We start from the raw sequence: 15,273 nt of genomic DNA on the forward strand, positions 1-15,273 counted from the left end.
TCCTGTCCTGAATCGAAAGGGGAATCAGCCATGGCTGAGAAGTGGATGAACACCGGTTCCGCCCGCGGTAGCGCGACGGACCTGGATGCAGCGTCGAAGAAGATCGACAAGGCCGAGAAGAGCATCGACGGCCTCGTCAACCAGCTCAAGGCCGTCTGGTGGGGTGACGACCAGAAGCGCTTCGAGTCCAAGTGGACCGGTGGCTACAAGGCCGACCTCACGGACGCGGCGAAGACCTTGCACGCGGCCGCGGAGAACATCCGCACCGAGGCAACCCAGCAGGACAAGACCTCCAGCTGAGCCCGCTGAGCGGACTCACCTGACGCAGGTCACCCAGACAGACACACCACGTAAACGACACAGCAACACAGACCAGAAGAGGAGAACATCATGCTTCCCACACCCGATGGCGGCGGTAGCAGCACCGGCGAGAAGAAGGGAATGGACACTGCCAAGGTCAAGGACATCAACAGCCAGCTGACCAAGGAGAAGACCAACCTCCAGGCGGCCAAGACCGAGGCAGACGCAGCGGCCAAGAAGCTCCAGAGCAACTGGAAGGGTCCGGACGCCGACCGCTTCCAGAACCAGTGGGCCAAGAAGTCGGCCAAGATCGACGCCTGCATCAACGACCTCAACGCGATGACCAAGCAGCTCGACGCGGACATCACCGAGCAGGACACGGGCTCCGCCTGATCCGGCTCACGGTCGCGGCCACCACGGTCGCGCACCAGTCCCAGCTCAGCCCCGGCGCTCGCCGGGGCTGAGCTGGGGCCACTGTCCAGCGGACACTCACCACGCAACGGAAGGGAGGCACCATGGCTGGGGACGGCAAGAAGGGCATGGAGACGGCCAAGGTCGCAGACATCGCCGATCGTCTGGCGCAGGCCCAGCGCGAGCTGGCTGAGGCCGCCACCATGGCGGACCGCGTCGTCGCGAACCTGCGCAGCTCGTGGAAGGGCGAGGACGCCCAGGCCTTCTTCACCGCGTGGCCGGCCCGCAGGGACAAGGTCAACGAAGCAGCCAAGGGCGTCGGCACCATGGAGAAGCTCCTGCGCCGCGACATCGGCGAGCAGGACGTGGCCTCGGCCGTCTCCGGTGGGGGCGACGGCGGCGGCAACGGCTCGGGGGACGGGACCGGCGACAGCGACGGGGACGGCATACCCGACGCGGGCGACCAGGACGACGACAACGACGGCACTCCCGACAACAGGGATGGCGACGACGACAACGACGGCACTCCCGACAGCAAGGACAAGGACGAGGACCCGGCATACAAGGGCAAGGTCGAGACGCCGCTGCGTGAGCGAGGCGGCAACGACGACACGCGCGAGTACACGGACCGGGGCGACCCCGACGGCCGGGACGGGCGCGGCGGCGACGACCGGGACGACCGGGACCGCACCTACCGCAACAAGGATGGTGAGGACTGGGAACGCGGTCGTGACTACCAGCGGACCTGGGGCGACGCACCCGACGACCTCACCATGCCCGACGAGGACAAGAGCGGGGGGCCCAAGGCCGAGGCAAACGTCAACCTCGTCCAGGGCAAGTACGAGAAGACCTTCGGTCCCCAGGGCACCCTCGGTGACCGCGACGGCAACTACATCGGTTACGACGTGGGCCGGGTGGAGGCCCAGGGACAGGCCGGGCTCACCTTCAACGAGGACGGCGTCAAGGCCGGAGCGTCGGCCAGTGCCGCGGCCATCGCGGCCAGCGTGAGCGCCCAGTACAAGAACAGCTACGGCACCAGTGCCAGCGGCAAGGCCTACGTCGGGGCGGAAGCCAACGCCGACGTGGGTGTCGGCATCGGCAAGGACGGTGTCAACGCCGGGGTGCACGGCGAGGCCTTCGCCGGCGGCAAGGCCGAGGCCAATATCAGCCAGGCGGTCGGCCCGGTCGACCTCGGTGTCGGCGCGGAGGTGTCCTACGGCATCGGTGCCCACGCGAACATCGGCGCCGGGATCACCAAGGACCACGTCGGCGTCTCAGTCGACATCGGTGCCACGCTTGGACTCGGCGCCGGTGTGAAGTTCGACATCGGTTTCGACCCGCCGGACGTCGACCTCAACCCGACACACTGGTTCTGACCGAACCCCAGCCGAAGACCCAGCCCGAGATCCTGCCCGGACGCAGCCGCCCGGGCGCCCCCTTCAGAAAGGCGTGAGATGACGACCGTCACCTACCCGAGCGAGCAGTGCCCCGGACCCCTCACGGTCGAGCTGGACATCCCGGAGGACTGGAAGACGCTCCCCGTCCCGGCCGTGGCCGTCGCCACGATGCAGGCGCAGGAGAACGCCGACTTCACACCCAACGTGATCGTCCGCCAGGGGACGCGGCCCGCACTGGACCAGATGCAGGACGCCCTGGGCGAGCTGCGGGCCACCATCGAGGGACGCCCGGGTGCGGTCATGAGCGAGCCGCAGCAGGTCGACCTCAACGGCCTGCCGGCGACCCGGGTCGAGCTGGGGTTCATCGACCCGCACGAGCTGCGGATCGAGCAGATCCACGTCTTCGGCGGGGTCCAGCGCTCGGACGGCCTGCAGGACTTCGTGCAGGTCACCGGGTCCGTGGGCGGCGCAGGGGTCACCTCCGACCGTGAGGTGGTCGAGCGCGTCATCGCCTCCGTCCGCGTCCGGCGCTGACGACGGGGGCGCCGTCGCGCGCAGCAGGAGGCGGTATGCCGCCTGCCTACTTGAGCAGGGCGGAGATCCCGATCGCCGCGAAGACCACGATGGTGAGCACGATGGCGGCGATCCCGACGATCAGCCCGCCCTTCTGCTCGCGACCCATCTTCTCGGTCCAGCCCTGCTCGAGGGCGACGTCGCGCACCAGCGCCCGTCCCTCGCCGGCGTCGAACGTGTAGTCGACGGTCTTCCCCACCTCGCCCGTCCTCAGGTCGACCCCGAACTCCTTGCGCATGGACTTCTCGTAGACCCGTCCGCGCGCAAAGGTCTTCTCGGCGCTGAGCCGCGGTGATGCACCACCGGAACCCCACGAAAGGGTGTTGGAGACGTCGGTGATCGACAGCTGCTGCTTGGCCTCGTCGAGTGCGACCTCGTGGGTGAACACCTTCTTCAGCCCGTGCGCCTTGAGGATCGCCAGCCACCGGGCATCGGCGACGTCGATCGTGAGGTCGAACCCCTTGGGCGTCTCCCGCACGACGTACGGCGTGTCCTTCGACGCGGCGCGGACGGCGGAGACGAGCTCGGCGGACGTGGTCATGCGTTCCCCTTGAATCGGTACGAACCGGTCATGGCAAGGACCGTACCGTGCCGGCGCGCCGCACCCGGGCGGCGACCACGCGGCATACGGGGAAGGGCCCCCGACCGTCTCGGTCAGGGGCCCTTCTCGTATGCCGTGCGGCCAGCGAGCGCCTCAGCGCTCCTCGGTGCCGGCGATGAAGGCCTCGAGCTTGGCGCGGCCCTCGGTGTCCTCACGCTGCACCGGCGGCGACTTCATGAGGTAGGACGAGGCGCTGATCAGCGCACCGCCGACGCCGCGGTCCTTGGCGATCTTCGCCGCGCGGATGGCGTCGATGATGATGCCGGCGCTGTTGGGGGAGTCCCAGACCTCGAGCTTGTACTCGAGGTTCAGCGGCACGTCACCGAACGCGCGACCCTCGAGGCGCACGTAGGCCCACTTGCGGTCGTCGAGCCAGGCGACGTAGTCCGACGGGCCGATGTGGACGTTCTTGTCCTCGATCTTGCCGGCCAGCGAACCCGACAGGTTCGAGGTGACGGCCTGGGTCTTGGAGACCTTCTTGGACTCCAGGCGCTCGCGCTCGAGCATGTTCTTGAAGTCCATGTTGCCGCCGACGTTCAGCTGGTAGGTGCGGTCCAGCGTCACACCGCGGTCCTCGAACAGCTTGGCCATCACGCGGTGGGTGATGGTCGCGCCGACCTGGGACTTGATGTCGTCACCGACGATCGGCACACCGGCCGCCTCGAACTTCGCGGCCCACTCGGGGTCGGACGCGATGAACACCGGCAGCGCGTTGACGAAGGCCACACCCGCGTCGATGGCGCACTGGGCGTAGAACTTGTCGGCCTCCTCCGAGCCCACCGGCAGGTAGGACACGAGGACGTCGACCTTCTGGTCCTTCAGCGTCTGGACGATGTCGACCGGCTCGGCGTCGGACTCCTCGATGGTCATCGCGTAGTACTTGCCGATGCCGTCGAGGGTGTGGCCGCGCTGGACGGTGACACCGGTCGGCGGCACGTCCGCGATCTTGATCGTGTTGTTCTCGCTGTTGTTGATCGCCTCGGCGAGGTCGAAGCCGACCTTCTTGGCGTCCACGTCGAAGGCGGCGACGAACTCGACGTCCTTGACGTGGTAGTCGCCGAACTGGACGTGCATGAGGCCGGGCACGGTGCCGGCCGGGTCAGCGTCCTTGTAGTACTCGACGCCCTGCACGAGCGAGCTCGCGCAGTTGCCGACGCCGACGATGGCGACGCGCACGGATCCCATGGTGTTACTCCTTGTTTCCGGGGGAGGGGGTGGTTCGGGTGGTGCTGGGGGTGGTGCTCGAGCTGGCGCTCGTGGTCGTGCCGGTATGCCGCGGGGTTGCCTGCGCGGGAACGTTCCGCTCGGCGGTGATCAGCTCGTTGAGCCAACGCACCTCGCGCTCGGCCGCGTCCTCACCGTGCTGCTGGAGCGCAGCGGTGTAGGCGTCGAGGCGCTCGCGGTTCTTCGCCGACGTCGCGCGGATCGAGTCGAGCCGCTCCTCGAGCCGGCTGCGCCGGCCCTCGAGGATGCGCAACCGGACCTCGGCCTCGGTGCGGGCGAAGAACGCGAAGTGGACGTCGAACGTGTCGTCCTCCCACGCGGTCGGCCCGGCCTCCTTGGCGAGGTCCTGGAAGTGCTCCTTGCCGTCGGCGGTCAGCTCGTAGACGATCCGGCCGCGCTTGGACCCGGCCGTGATGGCGGTGACCGTCGGGTCCTGGCTCTCGGTGATCAGGCCCCGGTCGAGCAGGGTCCGCAGGCAGGGGTAGAGCGTGCCGTAGGACAGGGCACGGAACACACCGAGCGCGGCGTTGAGCCGCTTGCGCAGCTCGTAGCCGTGCATCGGGGACTCGTGCAGCAGGCCGAGGACGGCGAACTCCAACAGCTCCGACCGGCGGCTCACGGCACCTCCCTTCCGCACGCGGCATACGAACTCGTGGTGGACGTCAGGCACCGGGAAGGTGACCGACAGCCGTACTCTAGCACCCAGATATATCGGCCCGATATATCTGGGACCAGGGTCAGGCGCCGAGCCGCGCGTTGACCGCTGCCGCGGAGAAGACCTCGTCGACCACGGCGTGGGCGAGGCCGACCACCGCGGCGTCGTCGCCGAGCCGGCCCATCTCGAGGGTGAGGTGCCGGGTCGCCCGGGCCGGCGTCAGCCGGTAGAGGGTCTCGCGCAGCCCGGCCAGCAGGGGAGCCGACGACATGGCGCCGCCGACCACGACGACCTCCGGGTTGAGCACGCAGACCACCGTGGCCAGGACCTCGCCGATCAGCTGCCCGGCCTCCCGGGTGAGCTGGTCGGCGTCGGCGTTGCCGTGGGCGACGAGCCGACCCACGTCGCGACCCGACTGCGCGGGTATGCCGCGTTCGCGCAGCTTGGCGGCGACCGCGCGGCCGCTGGCGACCGCGGCCAGGCAGCCGCGGGCACCGCACTGGCACAGCGCATCCGGGTGGTCGCGCAACCGCACGTGCCCGATGTCGCCGGCCCCGCCGTCGAGCCCGCGGTAGGGGCGGCCGTCGATGATGATGCCGGTGCCGATGCCGGTCGCGACCTTGAGCAGGCACATGGCGCGGGTGGTGGAGGGGCGCGACCGCTCCTCGCCGATGGCGGCCGCGTCGGCGTCGTTGGCGGTGACCACGGGTATGCCGGGCAGCGCGGCCGCCACCTCGTCGGCCATGGGGTAGCCGTCCCAGCCCGGCATCATCGGCGGCTGGTTGGGGCGGCCCGTGAGGGGGTCCACCGGTCCCGGGATGCTCAGGCCGAAGCCGCAGACCGATGAGACGGGCGTGGCGGTCCGCTCGAGCAGGGCGGTGACGGCTGCGGTGATGGCCGCCAGGGTCGGTGCCGGTCCGTCCGTCACGTCCAGCGCGATCTCCTCGACCGCGACGGGTTGCGCGACCAGGTCGGTCAGGGCGATCCGGGCATGGGTGGTGTCGACCGCCACCGCCACCACCTTGGCGTGGTCGGCGTGGAAGCGCAGCAGCCGCGCGCGCCGCCCCGAGGAGGCGCCGGCGCCGCCGTCGTCGACGACCAGCCCGGCGGACAGCAGGGTGTCGACCCGGCGGCTGAGGGTCATCCGGGACAGGCCGGTCTGCTCGAGCAGGGCACCGCGCGTCGTCGCCTCGCCCGCGCGGATGAGGGCCAGCACGTCTCCTGGACCGGTGGGCATCGCGGGCTCCTTTGCAGGGCGTGCAGGCCGCTGACCTGCACCGTTCAAGTGGCGAGCGCCACACCGAGGATAGACACTGGGACGTAGATGCCAAGTCCGTGGACATTTGATGTCTAAAAGCGTGCATCAAACGGGGACTGCGTGACGAGGCCGCATCGAAGGGCTGCCGCGACGGGGCGGTGGCCGCCTTCGGCGGACCCTCCGACCGCGTGAGGAAGTGGGCCAATGACGACACACTCATCGACCACCGCGCGCCCGCCGCACCGGCGCAGGTCACACCGGGTGCGGCGCGCCCTCGTGGCCCTCGTGGCCGCCAGCGTGGTCGCGGTCCTGGCGGCCTGCTCGGGCGGGTCCACCGCCCGCAACGCCGGGCCCGGCATCACAGTCTGGATCGTCGAGGACCTTCCCGACCGGGTCAAGGCCACCCAGGCGATCGTCGACGACTTCACCAAGGCCAGCGGCATACCGGTCGAGCTGGTGCCGGTCGCGGAGGACCAGTTCAACCAGCTGCTCATCTCCTCGGCCGCCGCCGGTGACCTGCCCGACGTCGTCGGCGGGGTGCCGCTGGCGCAGGTGCGCTCGATGTCGGCCAACGAGCTCATCGACACCGCCGCCGTCGGCCGCGCCCTGCAGGCGCTCGACCCCTCCACGTTCTCCGACCGGGCGCTCAGCCTCACCCGCGACGGACAGACCCCGCTCGCGGTGCCCAGCGAGACCTGGATGCAGCTGCTCTTCTACCGCGCCGACCTGTTCGCGCAAGCCGGGCTCGCGCCGCCGACGTCGTACGACACCGTCATGGCGGCCGCCAAGGCCCTCGACAAGGGCGACATGGCCGGGTTCGTCGGGGCGACCGCCCCCGGTGACGCGTTCACCGAGCAGACCTTCGAGCAGGTCGCGCTCGGCAACAACTGCCAGCTGGTGCAGCAGGACGGCAAGGTCGGCCTCGACGACAAGGCCTGCCTCGAGGCGTTCACCTTCTACGGCGACCTGATCGACAAGTACTCCGTGCCCGGCGCGCAGGACGTCGACACCACCCGCGCCGCCTACTTCGCGGGCCGGGCCGCCATGTTCATCTGGTCGACCTTCGCCCTGGACGAGATGGCCGGGCTGCGCAACGACGCCAAGCCCAACTGCCCGCAGTGCACCAAGGACCCGACCTTCCTCGCCAAGAACACCGGAGTCGTCAACTCGATCTCCGGCCCGTCCGGCAAGGGCCCGGCCGCGTTCGGCGAGGTGACGTCGTGGACGATCACCGCCCAGTCCGCGGCCGACCCGTCGACGAAGTTCGTCGAGTACATGTTCGGCGACGGCTACGTGCCGTGGATCGGGATCGCGCCCGAGGGCAAGCTGCCCGTGCGCCAGGGGACACCGGACGAGCCGAAGAAGTTCGCCGACGCCTGGGCCACGCTCCCCGCGGGTGTCGACACCAAGGCCCCGCTGAGCAAGTTCTACAAGCCCGAGGTGCTGCAGGCCCTGACCGGCAGCACCGAACAGCTGTCCCGGTGGGCCTTCGACCAGGGCCAGGGCAACCTGCTCGGCGCCCTACAGGGGGAGCAGCCGGTCGCCACCGCGGTCAACGAGGTCACCTCGGGCACCGACCCGGACAAGGCCGCCAAGGACGCGGCCGACACCGTCCGCGCGATCCAGGAGTCGCTGTCATGAGCACCGAGCTGGTCACCCCGTCGAGCGGCAGCAGGGACACCGGCGGTCGCGGTCCGGGCGCTGGACCCGGCATCGGCAAGGGCCGCCGCAAGAAGTCGGTCCAGGCCGCGGAGGAGGCGCGCACCGGGCTCGCGTTCATCTCACCGACACTCATCATCGTCCTGGTGATGGTCGTCCTGCCGATCCTGTGGACCGTCTCGCTCGCCTTCCAGAAGATCAAGCTGCTCGACCTGCGCAACGCCGGGGTCATCGGCGACTACACGCTCGACAACTTCGCCGCAGTCCTCACCTCCGGCGGCTTCCTCCAGGCGCTGCTCACCACCCTCGCCTACTCGATCTTCGGCACGGCATTCGCGCTCGCCATCGGGCTCGTCGCGGCGCTCGCGCTGCGCCGCCCGTTCCGCGGCCGAGGCCTGGTGCGGGCCGTGCTGCTGCTGCCCTACGTCGCGCCGGTGGTGGCCGCGGCGTTCGTCTGGTCCACCGCGCTCAACCCGCAGTACGGCATCGTCAACGACTGGGGCCAGGGGCTGCTCGGGTGGAAGGAACCGATCGCGTTCCTGTCGTCACGCTCGGACGACCTGTCCATCCTCGGCCTCGACATCGGCGTGCCGACGGCCCTGCTCACCGTGATCGCGTTCGAGGCGTGGCGCTCGTTCCCGTTCGCCTTCCTCTTCCTCACCGCACGGCTCGAGGCGATGCCGGACACGTTCGAGGAGGCGGCGGTCATCGACGGTGCCACGCCGCTGCAGCGGTTCCGCTACATCGTCTTCCCGCAGCTGTGGCCGACCCTCGCGGTGCTGTCCGTGCTGCGCTTCATCTGGACCTTCAACAACTTCGACGACATCTACCTGCTGACCGGTGGCGGCGCCGGCACCGAGGTCGTCGCCGTCCGGGTCTTCAACTACCTCACCGCCCGCTACGACATCGGTGCGGCCGCGGCCCAGGCGCTGGTGCTGGCCGCGATCCTGGCGGTGCTGGTGCTGGTCTACCTCAAGCTGTTCGGCCGATCGGAGGACGCCGCATGAGCACCGTGACCGCGGAGAACGCCGGCCAGGCGCACACCCGGCGCAACGCCATCGAGGAACGGGTGCTGCGGGTGCTGCGCCCCATCGTCATCGTCCTGCTCATCGCGATCGCCGTCCTGCCGTTCTGGTACATGCTCGTGCTGTCCTTCCGGCCGCTGGACAACGTGCTGCAGTCGCCGGGGCGGCTGTTCTTCACCCCGGCCGAGTTCGACCCGAGCACCTATGTCGACGTGCTCAAGTCGGCGGATGACGGCGGCCAGGGCTTCCTCACCTTCATCCGCAACAGCCTGCTCGTGGGGATCGGGACGGTGATCCTGTCGCTGTTGGTCGCCATCCCCGGTGCGTATGCCGTGAGCCGGCTCGAGTTCTTCGGTCGCCGGAAGATCTCGGCGTTGTTCCTCGCGATCTACTTCTTCCCCAGCATCCTGCTGGCGGTGCCGCTGTTCGTGTTCTACACCCGGATCGGTCTGCGCGGGTCGCTGTTCGGGCTGCTGTTCGTCTACGTCGCCCAGGTGGTTGCGGTGTCGATCTACATGCTGCGCAACTACTTCGACACGATCCCGCAGAGCCTGGAGGAGGCAGCCGCAATCGACGGCGCCAGCCGGGTGCAGGTGATGCGCCGCATCAGCCTCCCACTGGCGATGCCGGCGATCGTGTCCAACGGGCTGTTCATCTTCATGATCGCCTGGAACGAGTTCCTGTTCGCGCTGCTGTTCCTGGTCGAGCGCCGCGAGAACTGGACCGTCTCCCTCGGCCTCTCCCAGCTCTCGGGGAGCATCGAGGTGCCGACCACCACCCTGATGGCGGGTTCGGTGATCCTGACCCTGCCCATCATCGTGCTGTTCTTCGTCAGCGAACGATGGCTCACCGGTGGCCTCACCGCCGGCGCCGAGAAGGGCTGAGCCGAGCTTGCCGTCCGTCGTCCAGTTCACCGCTCCCTACCAGGTCGACCTCGTCCCGACACCGCCCCAGGAGCTCCAGCCCGGTCACGTGCGGGTCGCCACGTGGTACTCGGGCATCTCCGCGGGCACCGAGCTCACGGCATACCGGGGCTCCAACACCTATCTCAACGGTGCCTGGGACACCGAGGCCCGCATCTTCCGCCCCGGTCCGCCCACGTTCGCCTACCCCGTGGTGGGCTGGGGGTACTCCGAGGTGGGGCAGGTCGTCGAGGTGGCCGATGACGTGTCCGACCCGAAGGTCGGCGACGTCGTCTACGGGATCTGGGGCCACCGCAGCGACGCCGTCGTGCCCGCCGAGCGGCTTGCCGGCCGCGTCCTGGCACCCGACGTCGACCCACGACGCGGTGCCTTCGCGCGGGTGGGGGCCATCGCCCTCAACGCGATCCTCGCCGGCGACCTGCGCCTCGGGGACAAGGTGGCGATCTTCGGCCAAGGGGTCATCGGCCTGCTCGCGACCCGGCTCAGCGTGCTCAGCGGCAGCGAGGTGCTCGCCATCGACGTGCTCCCCAGCCGGCTCGAACACGCAAAGGACTTCGGGGCCGCGACGACCGTCGTCGCCTCACCCAAGGTGGACACCGGGGAGGCGGTGCGCGAGGCCTTCCACGGGCCCGCCGACGTGGCGCTGGAGGTCAGCGGCAACGACATGGCGCTGCACCACGCGGTCCGCTCGGTCGGTGCCGACGGACTCGTCGTCGCCTCCGGCTACTACCAGGGTGGCGCCCCGAACCTGCGCCTCGGCGAGGAGTTCCACCACAACCGGGTGCGCATCGTGGCAAGCCAGATCTCCGGCACCCCCGTCATCCTCGGCACCCGGTGGGACCCGCAGCGGCTCGTGTCGGTGTTCATGGGCCAGGTGGCGGCCGGCCGCGTCGACGTTGAGTCGCTGGTCACCGATGTGGTCGACGCCGCGGACGTGGGTGAGGTGTTCGAGCGGCTCGACGAGGGCGACCCGCGGATCCTGCAGGTGTTGCTGCGGTTCGAGGGGGCGCCCGCATGAGCGGCGCCCACCCGGCGCCACCCGACGCCGACCCAGCGCTCGACCCCGGGCCACGGCTGCCCGCAGACCCGGCGCTGCGCGGAGGCGTCGCCATCCTCGGCGCAGGTGACATCGCCCGCACGGCCCACCTGCCGGCATACCGGCACTGGGGTGTCGGCGTCGTGGGCACCTGGTCGCCCGGCGCGGTCCGCGGTGACCGACCACCGGTGCGTGACGAGTTCCCTTTCGTGGAGCGGGAGTTCGCGACGCCCGAGGAGCTGCTGGCCGACGACGAGGTGCGCGTGGTCGACGTGGCCACGCCCGCCGCGGTGCGCCTGCCCTGGGTGCGGGCCGCGGTCGAGGCGGGCAAGCACGTGCTCGCCCAGAAGCCGCTGACCTCCGACGCAGCCGGTGTCACCGAGGTCGAGGAGATCCTCGCCGCGGCCGACCGCCGCGGGGTGCGGGTCGCGGTCAACCACAACGGCCGGTGGGCGCCGCCCTGGCGGGTGACGTCGCTGCTGCTGCGGCAGGGCGCGGTCGGTGACGTCGTCGGGGTGACGCACCTGCACGACAAGCCGCTGCCACCGCTGGTCGGCACCCCGTTCGACGACCTGGAGCACATGCTCGTCACCGACTACCTCGTGCACTGGCTCGACATCACCCGGCTCTGGTTGCGCCCCGGCCGGGTCGTGCGGGTGCAGGCAGTGGAGTCGCGGTTGCCCGGCCAGCCGGTCGCGTCGCGCAACCCGTGGTCGGCCACCGTGCTGCTCACCACCGACACCGGTGCCACCGCGTGCATCCGGGTCGTCGGAGACGCCCAGGCCACGAGCGGGGGAGCGCCGTTCTGGGTGCACGGCACGCAGGGCACCATCCGCGGCAGCGTGCTGCTGGGCTCGGACCGGGTCGAGCTCGACCGCGACGGCGACGTGCGCACCCTGCCCACGCCGGGCGCGTGGTTCCCCGATGCGTTCGCCGCCAGCATGGGCGAGCTGCTGACGGCCATCGCGCAGGACCGCGAGCCCGAGAACTCCGCCACCGACGCCCTCGAGACCGTGCGGCTCGTGCTTGCCGCCCGGGACTCGGCGGCCGGGGGCGGGGCGCCGGTCGACCTTGCCGCGCAGGGGACGGGGACACCGTGAGCGAGGTCGACCGGCTGGCCATCGACCCGGCCGGGGTGCGCTGCTACGCCGAGGGCTGGCAGAGCTGGAGCCGCACCGGCTGGGTGCGCGGGGCCTCACCCGCGCTCGAGCCGTGGGAGGTCACCATGCGCGGGCGGCCGGGTCGGCCGGTGCCCGAGGGCACGGTGCAGGGCGAGGGGCTGCTCGTGGTCGACCCCGGTGACGGGTCACCGGTCGTCGCGTATGCCGCGGACGTCGAGCGCGAGCGCCTCGACCGCGACGGGGTGGTGCCGTCGGTCCGCGCGCGGCTCGAGGGTGCGGACCTGGTCGTCACCTCCGACGCGCCGGTGACCCGCACCGAGCATCCCGGTCCCGTGCCCGCGCTCACCGCCGTCGGCGACCGCTGGCACGCGGCGGCCGGGGTCGGCTCGCTGCGGCCGCCACCGCGGGTCTGGTGCACGTGGTACCGGTACTTCGAGCAGGTGCGCGCCAGCGACGTCGAGGAGAACCTCGCCGCCATGGACCGGCTGGACCTGCCCGTCGACGTCGTGCAGGTCGACGACGGGTGGAGCCGTGGCATCGGCGAATGGCTTTCTCCCACACCGGGTTTCGGTGACCTGTCGCGGCTTGTCGACCGCATCCGCAGCTCCGGGCGTCGCGCCGGCATCTGGCTGGCCCCGTTCGTCGTGGGCGCCGACACCGAGCTGGCCCGGCAGCACCCGGACTGGCTGACCGGCGACGCCGGCCACAACTGGGGCCAGCAGCTGCGCGGGCTGGACCTGTCCAGCTTCGGCGTCCGGGCCCACCTCCACGACGTGGTCGCGCGCCTCGCCTCGCTCGGCATCGACTACTTCAAGCTCGACTTCCTGTATGCCGGTGCGCTCGCCACCGGCGACGGCGTGGACGCGGGTGCCAGGGCGGTGCGCGACTACCGTTCCGGCATGCGACTGCTCCGGGAGGCGGCCGGGCCGGACGCGTACCTGCTCGGCTCGGGTGCCCCGCTCGTGCCGAGCCTCGGGCTGGTCGACGCCATGCGGGTCTCGCCCGACACCTTCCACGAGGGCGGGGAGGACGGGTCACGCGGCCTGCGCGGTCGCCCCAGCCTGGTGGCGCGGGCGTGGCAGCAGGGCCGGCTGTGGACCAACGACCCCGACTGCCTCGTGGCGCGTCCGGGCTACCGGCTGCGCGAGGAGTGGGCGCAGGCCGTCACGGCGTACGGCGGGCTGCGGTCGGTCTCCGACCGGCTGGACGAGCTCGACGAGTGGGGGCTCGCGGCGACGCGGCAGGTGCTCGACGCTCCGTCGACGACCCAGTCCTTCGACGACGCGCTGCTGGCGACGACGCTGGTCGAGCCGGCCGGGGTCGCCGGATGAGCGTCGTGGACGCGGACACCGAGTTCCGCTCGCGGGTCGCCGACCTCGTGGCCCAGCTCTACCCGGACCGGGCCGAGGAGGTCACCGGCCGCCTGGTCGACCTCGTCGTCGGCCGACGCGGCCCGGGACATCCGCCCCTGAGTGAGCGCACGGCATACCTCATCACCTATGGCGACGCGGTCCGTCGGCCCGGCGAGCGACCCCTGCACACCCTCGCCACGGTGCTGCGCGACCACGTCGGAGACCTCGTCAGCGGGGTGCACCTGCTGCCGATGTTCCCGTGGACGTCCGACGACGGGTTCGCCGTGGTCGACCACCGGCAGGTCAACCCCGCGCTCGGCTCGTGGGGGGACGTGGCCGAGCTGGCCGCCGACCACGACGTGATGTTCGACTTCGTCGCCAACCACGTGTCGAGCAGCAGCGGGTGGTTCCGCGGCTGGCTGGCCGGCGACCCGGCATACGGGGGTTTCTTCCTCGAGCGCGACCCGGCGTTCGACACCAGCGCCGTCGTGCGGCCGCGGGTCTCACCGCTGCACCACCGCTACGAGCGACCGGGCGGTGGGGAGGTCGAGGCGTGGACGACGTTCGGCGCCGACCAGGTCGACGTCAACGTCGCCAGCCCCGAGGTGCTGCTCGAGCTGACCGACGTGCTGCTCGGCTACCTCGAGCGGGGCGCGTCGGCGATCCGGCTCGACGCCATCGGCTACCTGTGGAAGGAGTCGGGCACCACCTCGATCCACCTGCCGCAGACCCACGCGGTCGTCAGGCTGTGGCGCGCCGTCGTCGACCACGTCGCCCCCGGCACGCTGCTGCTGACCGAGACGAACGTGCCCCACGCCGACAACGTCTCGTACTTCGGGGCGGGCGACGAGGCTCACATGGTCTACCAGTTCGCGCTGCCGCCGCTGGTGCTGCACGCGTTCGTCGTCGGTGACACGACGCGGCTGTCGCAGTGGGCGGCAGGCATCGGTCCGGTCGGGCCGCGGATGACGTGGTTCAACTTCCTCGCCAGCCACGACGGCATCGGGATGACCCCGGCGCAGGGCCTGCTCGACGACGCCGAGGTCGCTGCCCTGGTGGACCGCGCGGTGGCCCACGGCGGGCGCGTCTCGATGGCGGCCCGGCCCGACGGCAGCGAACGGGTCTACGAGCTCAACGTGAGCTACCTCGACGCCCTGTCCACGCCCGATGAGGTGGGCGACGACGCGCTCGCGGCAGCGAAAGCCGTTGCGGCACATAGCATCCTGGTGTCATTCGTCGGCGTGCCGGCCATCTACTACCACTCGCTGTTCGGGTCGCGCTCCGACGTCGCAGGCATGGCGGCCTCCGGCATCAACCGCCGGATCAACCGTGCGGTGCTCGACGCCGACACCCTCGGTGAGGAGCTGCGGACCGACCCCCGGCGCCGGGCGGTCTTCGACGGGCTGGCGCGGTTGCTGCGCGCCAGGGCCGCGCAGCCGGGGCTCGCACCGGACGCCAGCCAGGCCGTGGAACTGCTCGACCCGCGCGTGTTCGCGGTCCGCCGGGCGGCCGGGACGCCGGACGAGCTGGTCTGCGTGACGAACGTGACCGGGGACCGTGTCCGGCTGACGGACGTGGCTGGCACCGACGTCCTGACCGGCGACGTCGTGGCGCCGCTTGAGCTCGGGCCCTACGGGTACGCGTGGGTGCGGCCGGTCCGATGAGGCGACCCGGTGCCGGCCCCGCCACCTGCGGCGATTCGGGCGCGGAGGTGAGCGGACGGCATACTGGGACCTGG

The 15,273-nt window shown here is 70.9% G+C and carries 15 protein-coding genes; 11 read left to right on the forward strand and 4 right to left on the reverse strand.

The window, feature by feature from the left end:
* Positions 1 to 30: 30 nt before the first annotated feature.
* From HJG52_RS18945 to HJG52_RS18960, 4 genes are all read left to right on the forward strand, one after another.
* A complete protein-coding gene (locus HJG52_RS18945; RefSeq protein ID WP_171245199.1) occupies positions 31 to 300 on the forward strand; it encodes a hypothetical protein in 270 nt (89 codons plus the stop codon).
* Between the two features lie 90 nt (positions 301 to 390).
* On the forward strand, positions 391 to 693 hold the full coding sequence (locus HJG52_RS18950) for a WXG100 family type VII secretion target (RefSeq protein WP_171245200.1): 303 nt from the start codon (positions 391 to 393) through the stop codon (positions 691 to 693).
* A gap of 122 nt (positions 694 to 815) precedes the next feature.
* A complete protein-coding gene (locus HJG52_RS18955; RefSeq protein ID WP_171245201.1) occupies positions 816 to 2,087 on the forward strand; it encodes a WXG100 family type VII secretion target in 1,272 nt (423 codons plus the stop codon).
* Positions 2,088 to 2,165: 78 nt separating this feature from the next.
* On the forward strand, positions 2,166 to 2,642 hold the full coding sequence (locus tag HJG52_RS18960) for a hypothetical protein (protein WP_171245202.1): 477 nt from the start codon (positions 2,166 to 2,168) through the stop codon (positions 2,640 to 2,642).
* Positions 2,643 to 2,688: 46 nt separating this feature from the next.
* Here the strand turns inward: HJG52_RS18960 and HJG52_RS18965 are convergent, their stop codons facing one another.
* From HJG52_RS18965 to HJG52_RS18980, 4 genes are all read right to left on the reverse strand, one after another.
* On the reverse strand, positions 2,689 to 3,222 hold the full coding sequence (locus HJG52_RS18965) for a hypothetical protein (RefSeq protein WP_171245203.1): 534 nt from the start codon (positions 3,220 to 3,222) through the stop codon (positions 2,689 to 2,691).
* A gap of 153 nt (positions 3,223 to 3,375) precedes the next feature.
* A complete protein-coding gene (locus HJG52_RS18970) occupies positions 3,376 to 4,467 on the reverse strand; it encodes an inositol-3-phosphate synthase (protein WP_171245204.1) in 1,092 nt (363 codons plus the stop codon).
* A 4-nt stretch (positions 4,468 to 4,471) separates the two neighbouring features.
* Positions 4,472 to 5,125, reverse strand: coding sequence for a helix-turn-helix transcriptional regulator (locus tag HJG52_RS18975; RefSeq protein ID WP_171245205.1), 654 nt, complete (start codon positions 5,123 to 5,125; stop codon positions 4,472 to 4,474).
* A 118-nt stretch (positions 5,126 to 5,243) separates the two neighbouring features.
* A complete protein-coding gene (locus HJG52_RS18980) occupies positions 5,244 to 6,398 on the reverse strand; it encodes an ROK family transcriptional regulator (RefSeq protein ID WP_171245206.1) in 1,155 nt (384 codons plus the stop codon).
* A 225-nt stretch (positions 6,399 to 6,623) separates the two neighbouring features.
* On the opposite strand from HJG52_RS18980, the gene HJG52_RS18985 reads away from it, so the two are divergent.
* The 7 genes from HJG52_RS18985 to HJG52_RS19015 are packed head-to-tail and all read left to right on the forward strand — an operon-like array spanning position 6,624 to position 15,199.
* Positions 6,624 to 8,060, forward strand: coding sequence for an ABC transporter substrate-binding protein (locus HJG52_RS18985; RefSeq protein ID WP_171245207.1), 1,437 nt, complete (start codon positions 6,624 to 6,626; stop codon positions 8,058 to 8,060).
* Entirely contained in the window at positions 8,057 to 9,085 is a 1,029-nt protein-coding gene (locus HJG52_RS18990; protein WP_171245208.1) for a carbohydrate ABC transporter permease, read from the forward strand. Before HJG52_RS18985 ends, HJG52_RS18990 begins: the two co-directional genes overlap by 4 nt.
* Positions 9,082 to 9,987 carry a carbohydrate ABC transporter permease gene (locus HJG52_RS18995; protein WP_171245209.1) on the forward strand — a complete coding sequence of 302 codons (906 nt, stop codon included), beginning with the start codon at positions 9,082 to 9,084 and terminating at the stop codon, positions 9,985 to 9,987. The genes HJG52_RS18990 and HJG52_RS18995 overlap by 4 nt, the downstream gene beginning before the upstream one ends.
* Positions 9,988 to 9,994: 7 nt before the next feature.
* The gene (locus HJG52_RS19000) at positions 9,995 to 11,044 is read left to right on the forward strand and encodes a zinc-dependent alcohol dehydrogenase (RefSeq protein ID WP_171245210.1); all 1,050 of its coding nucleotides are present in this window, start codon (positions 9,995 to 9,997) and stop codon (positions 11,042 to 11,044) included.
* Complete coding sequence (locus tag HJG52_RS19005) at positions 11,041 to 12,162, forward strand: Gfo/Idh/MocA family protein (RefSeq protein ID WP_171245211.1); 1,122 nt, start codon at positions 11,041 to 11,043, stop codon at positions 12,160 to 12,162. The genes HJG52_RS19000 and HJG52_RS19005 overlap by 4 nt, the downstream gene beginning before the upstream one ends.
* A complete protein-coding gene (locus HJG52_RS21785) occupies positions 12,159 to 13,514 on the forward strand; it encodes an alpha-galactosidase (RefSeq protein ID WP_206071159.1) in 1,356 nt (451 codons plus the stop codon). Before HJG52_RS19005 ends, HJG52_RS21785 begins: the two co-directional genes overlap by 4 nt.
* A complete protein-coding gene (locus HJG52_RS19015) occupies positions 13,511 to 15,199 on the forward strand; it encodes a sugar phosphorylase (protein WP_171245212.1) in 1,689 nt (562 codons plus the stop codon). The genes HJG52_RS21785 and HJG52_RS19015 overlap by 4 nt, the downstream gene beginning before the upstream one ends.
* The last annotated feature ends 74 nt before the right edge of the window (positions 15,200 to 15,273 follow it).

Source organism: Knoellia koreensis (genome assembly GCF_013041615.1).
Taxonomy (GTDB): Bacteria; Actinomycetota; Actinomycetes; order Actinomycetales; family Dermatophilaceae; genus Pedococcus; species Pedococcus koreensis.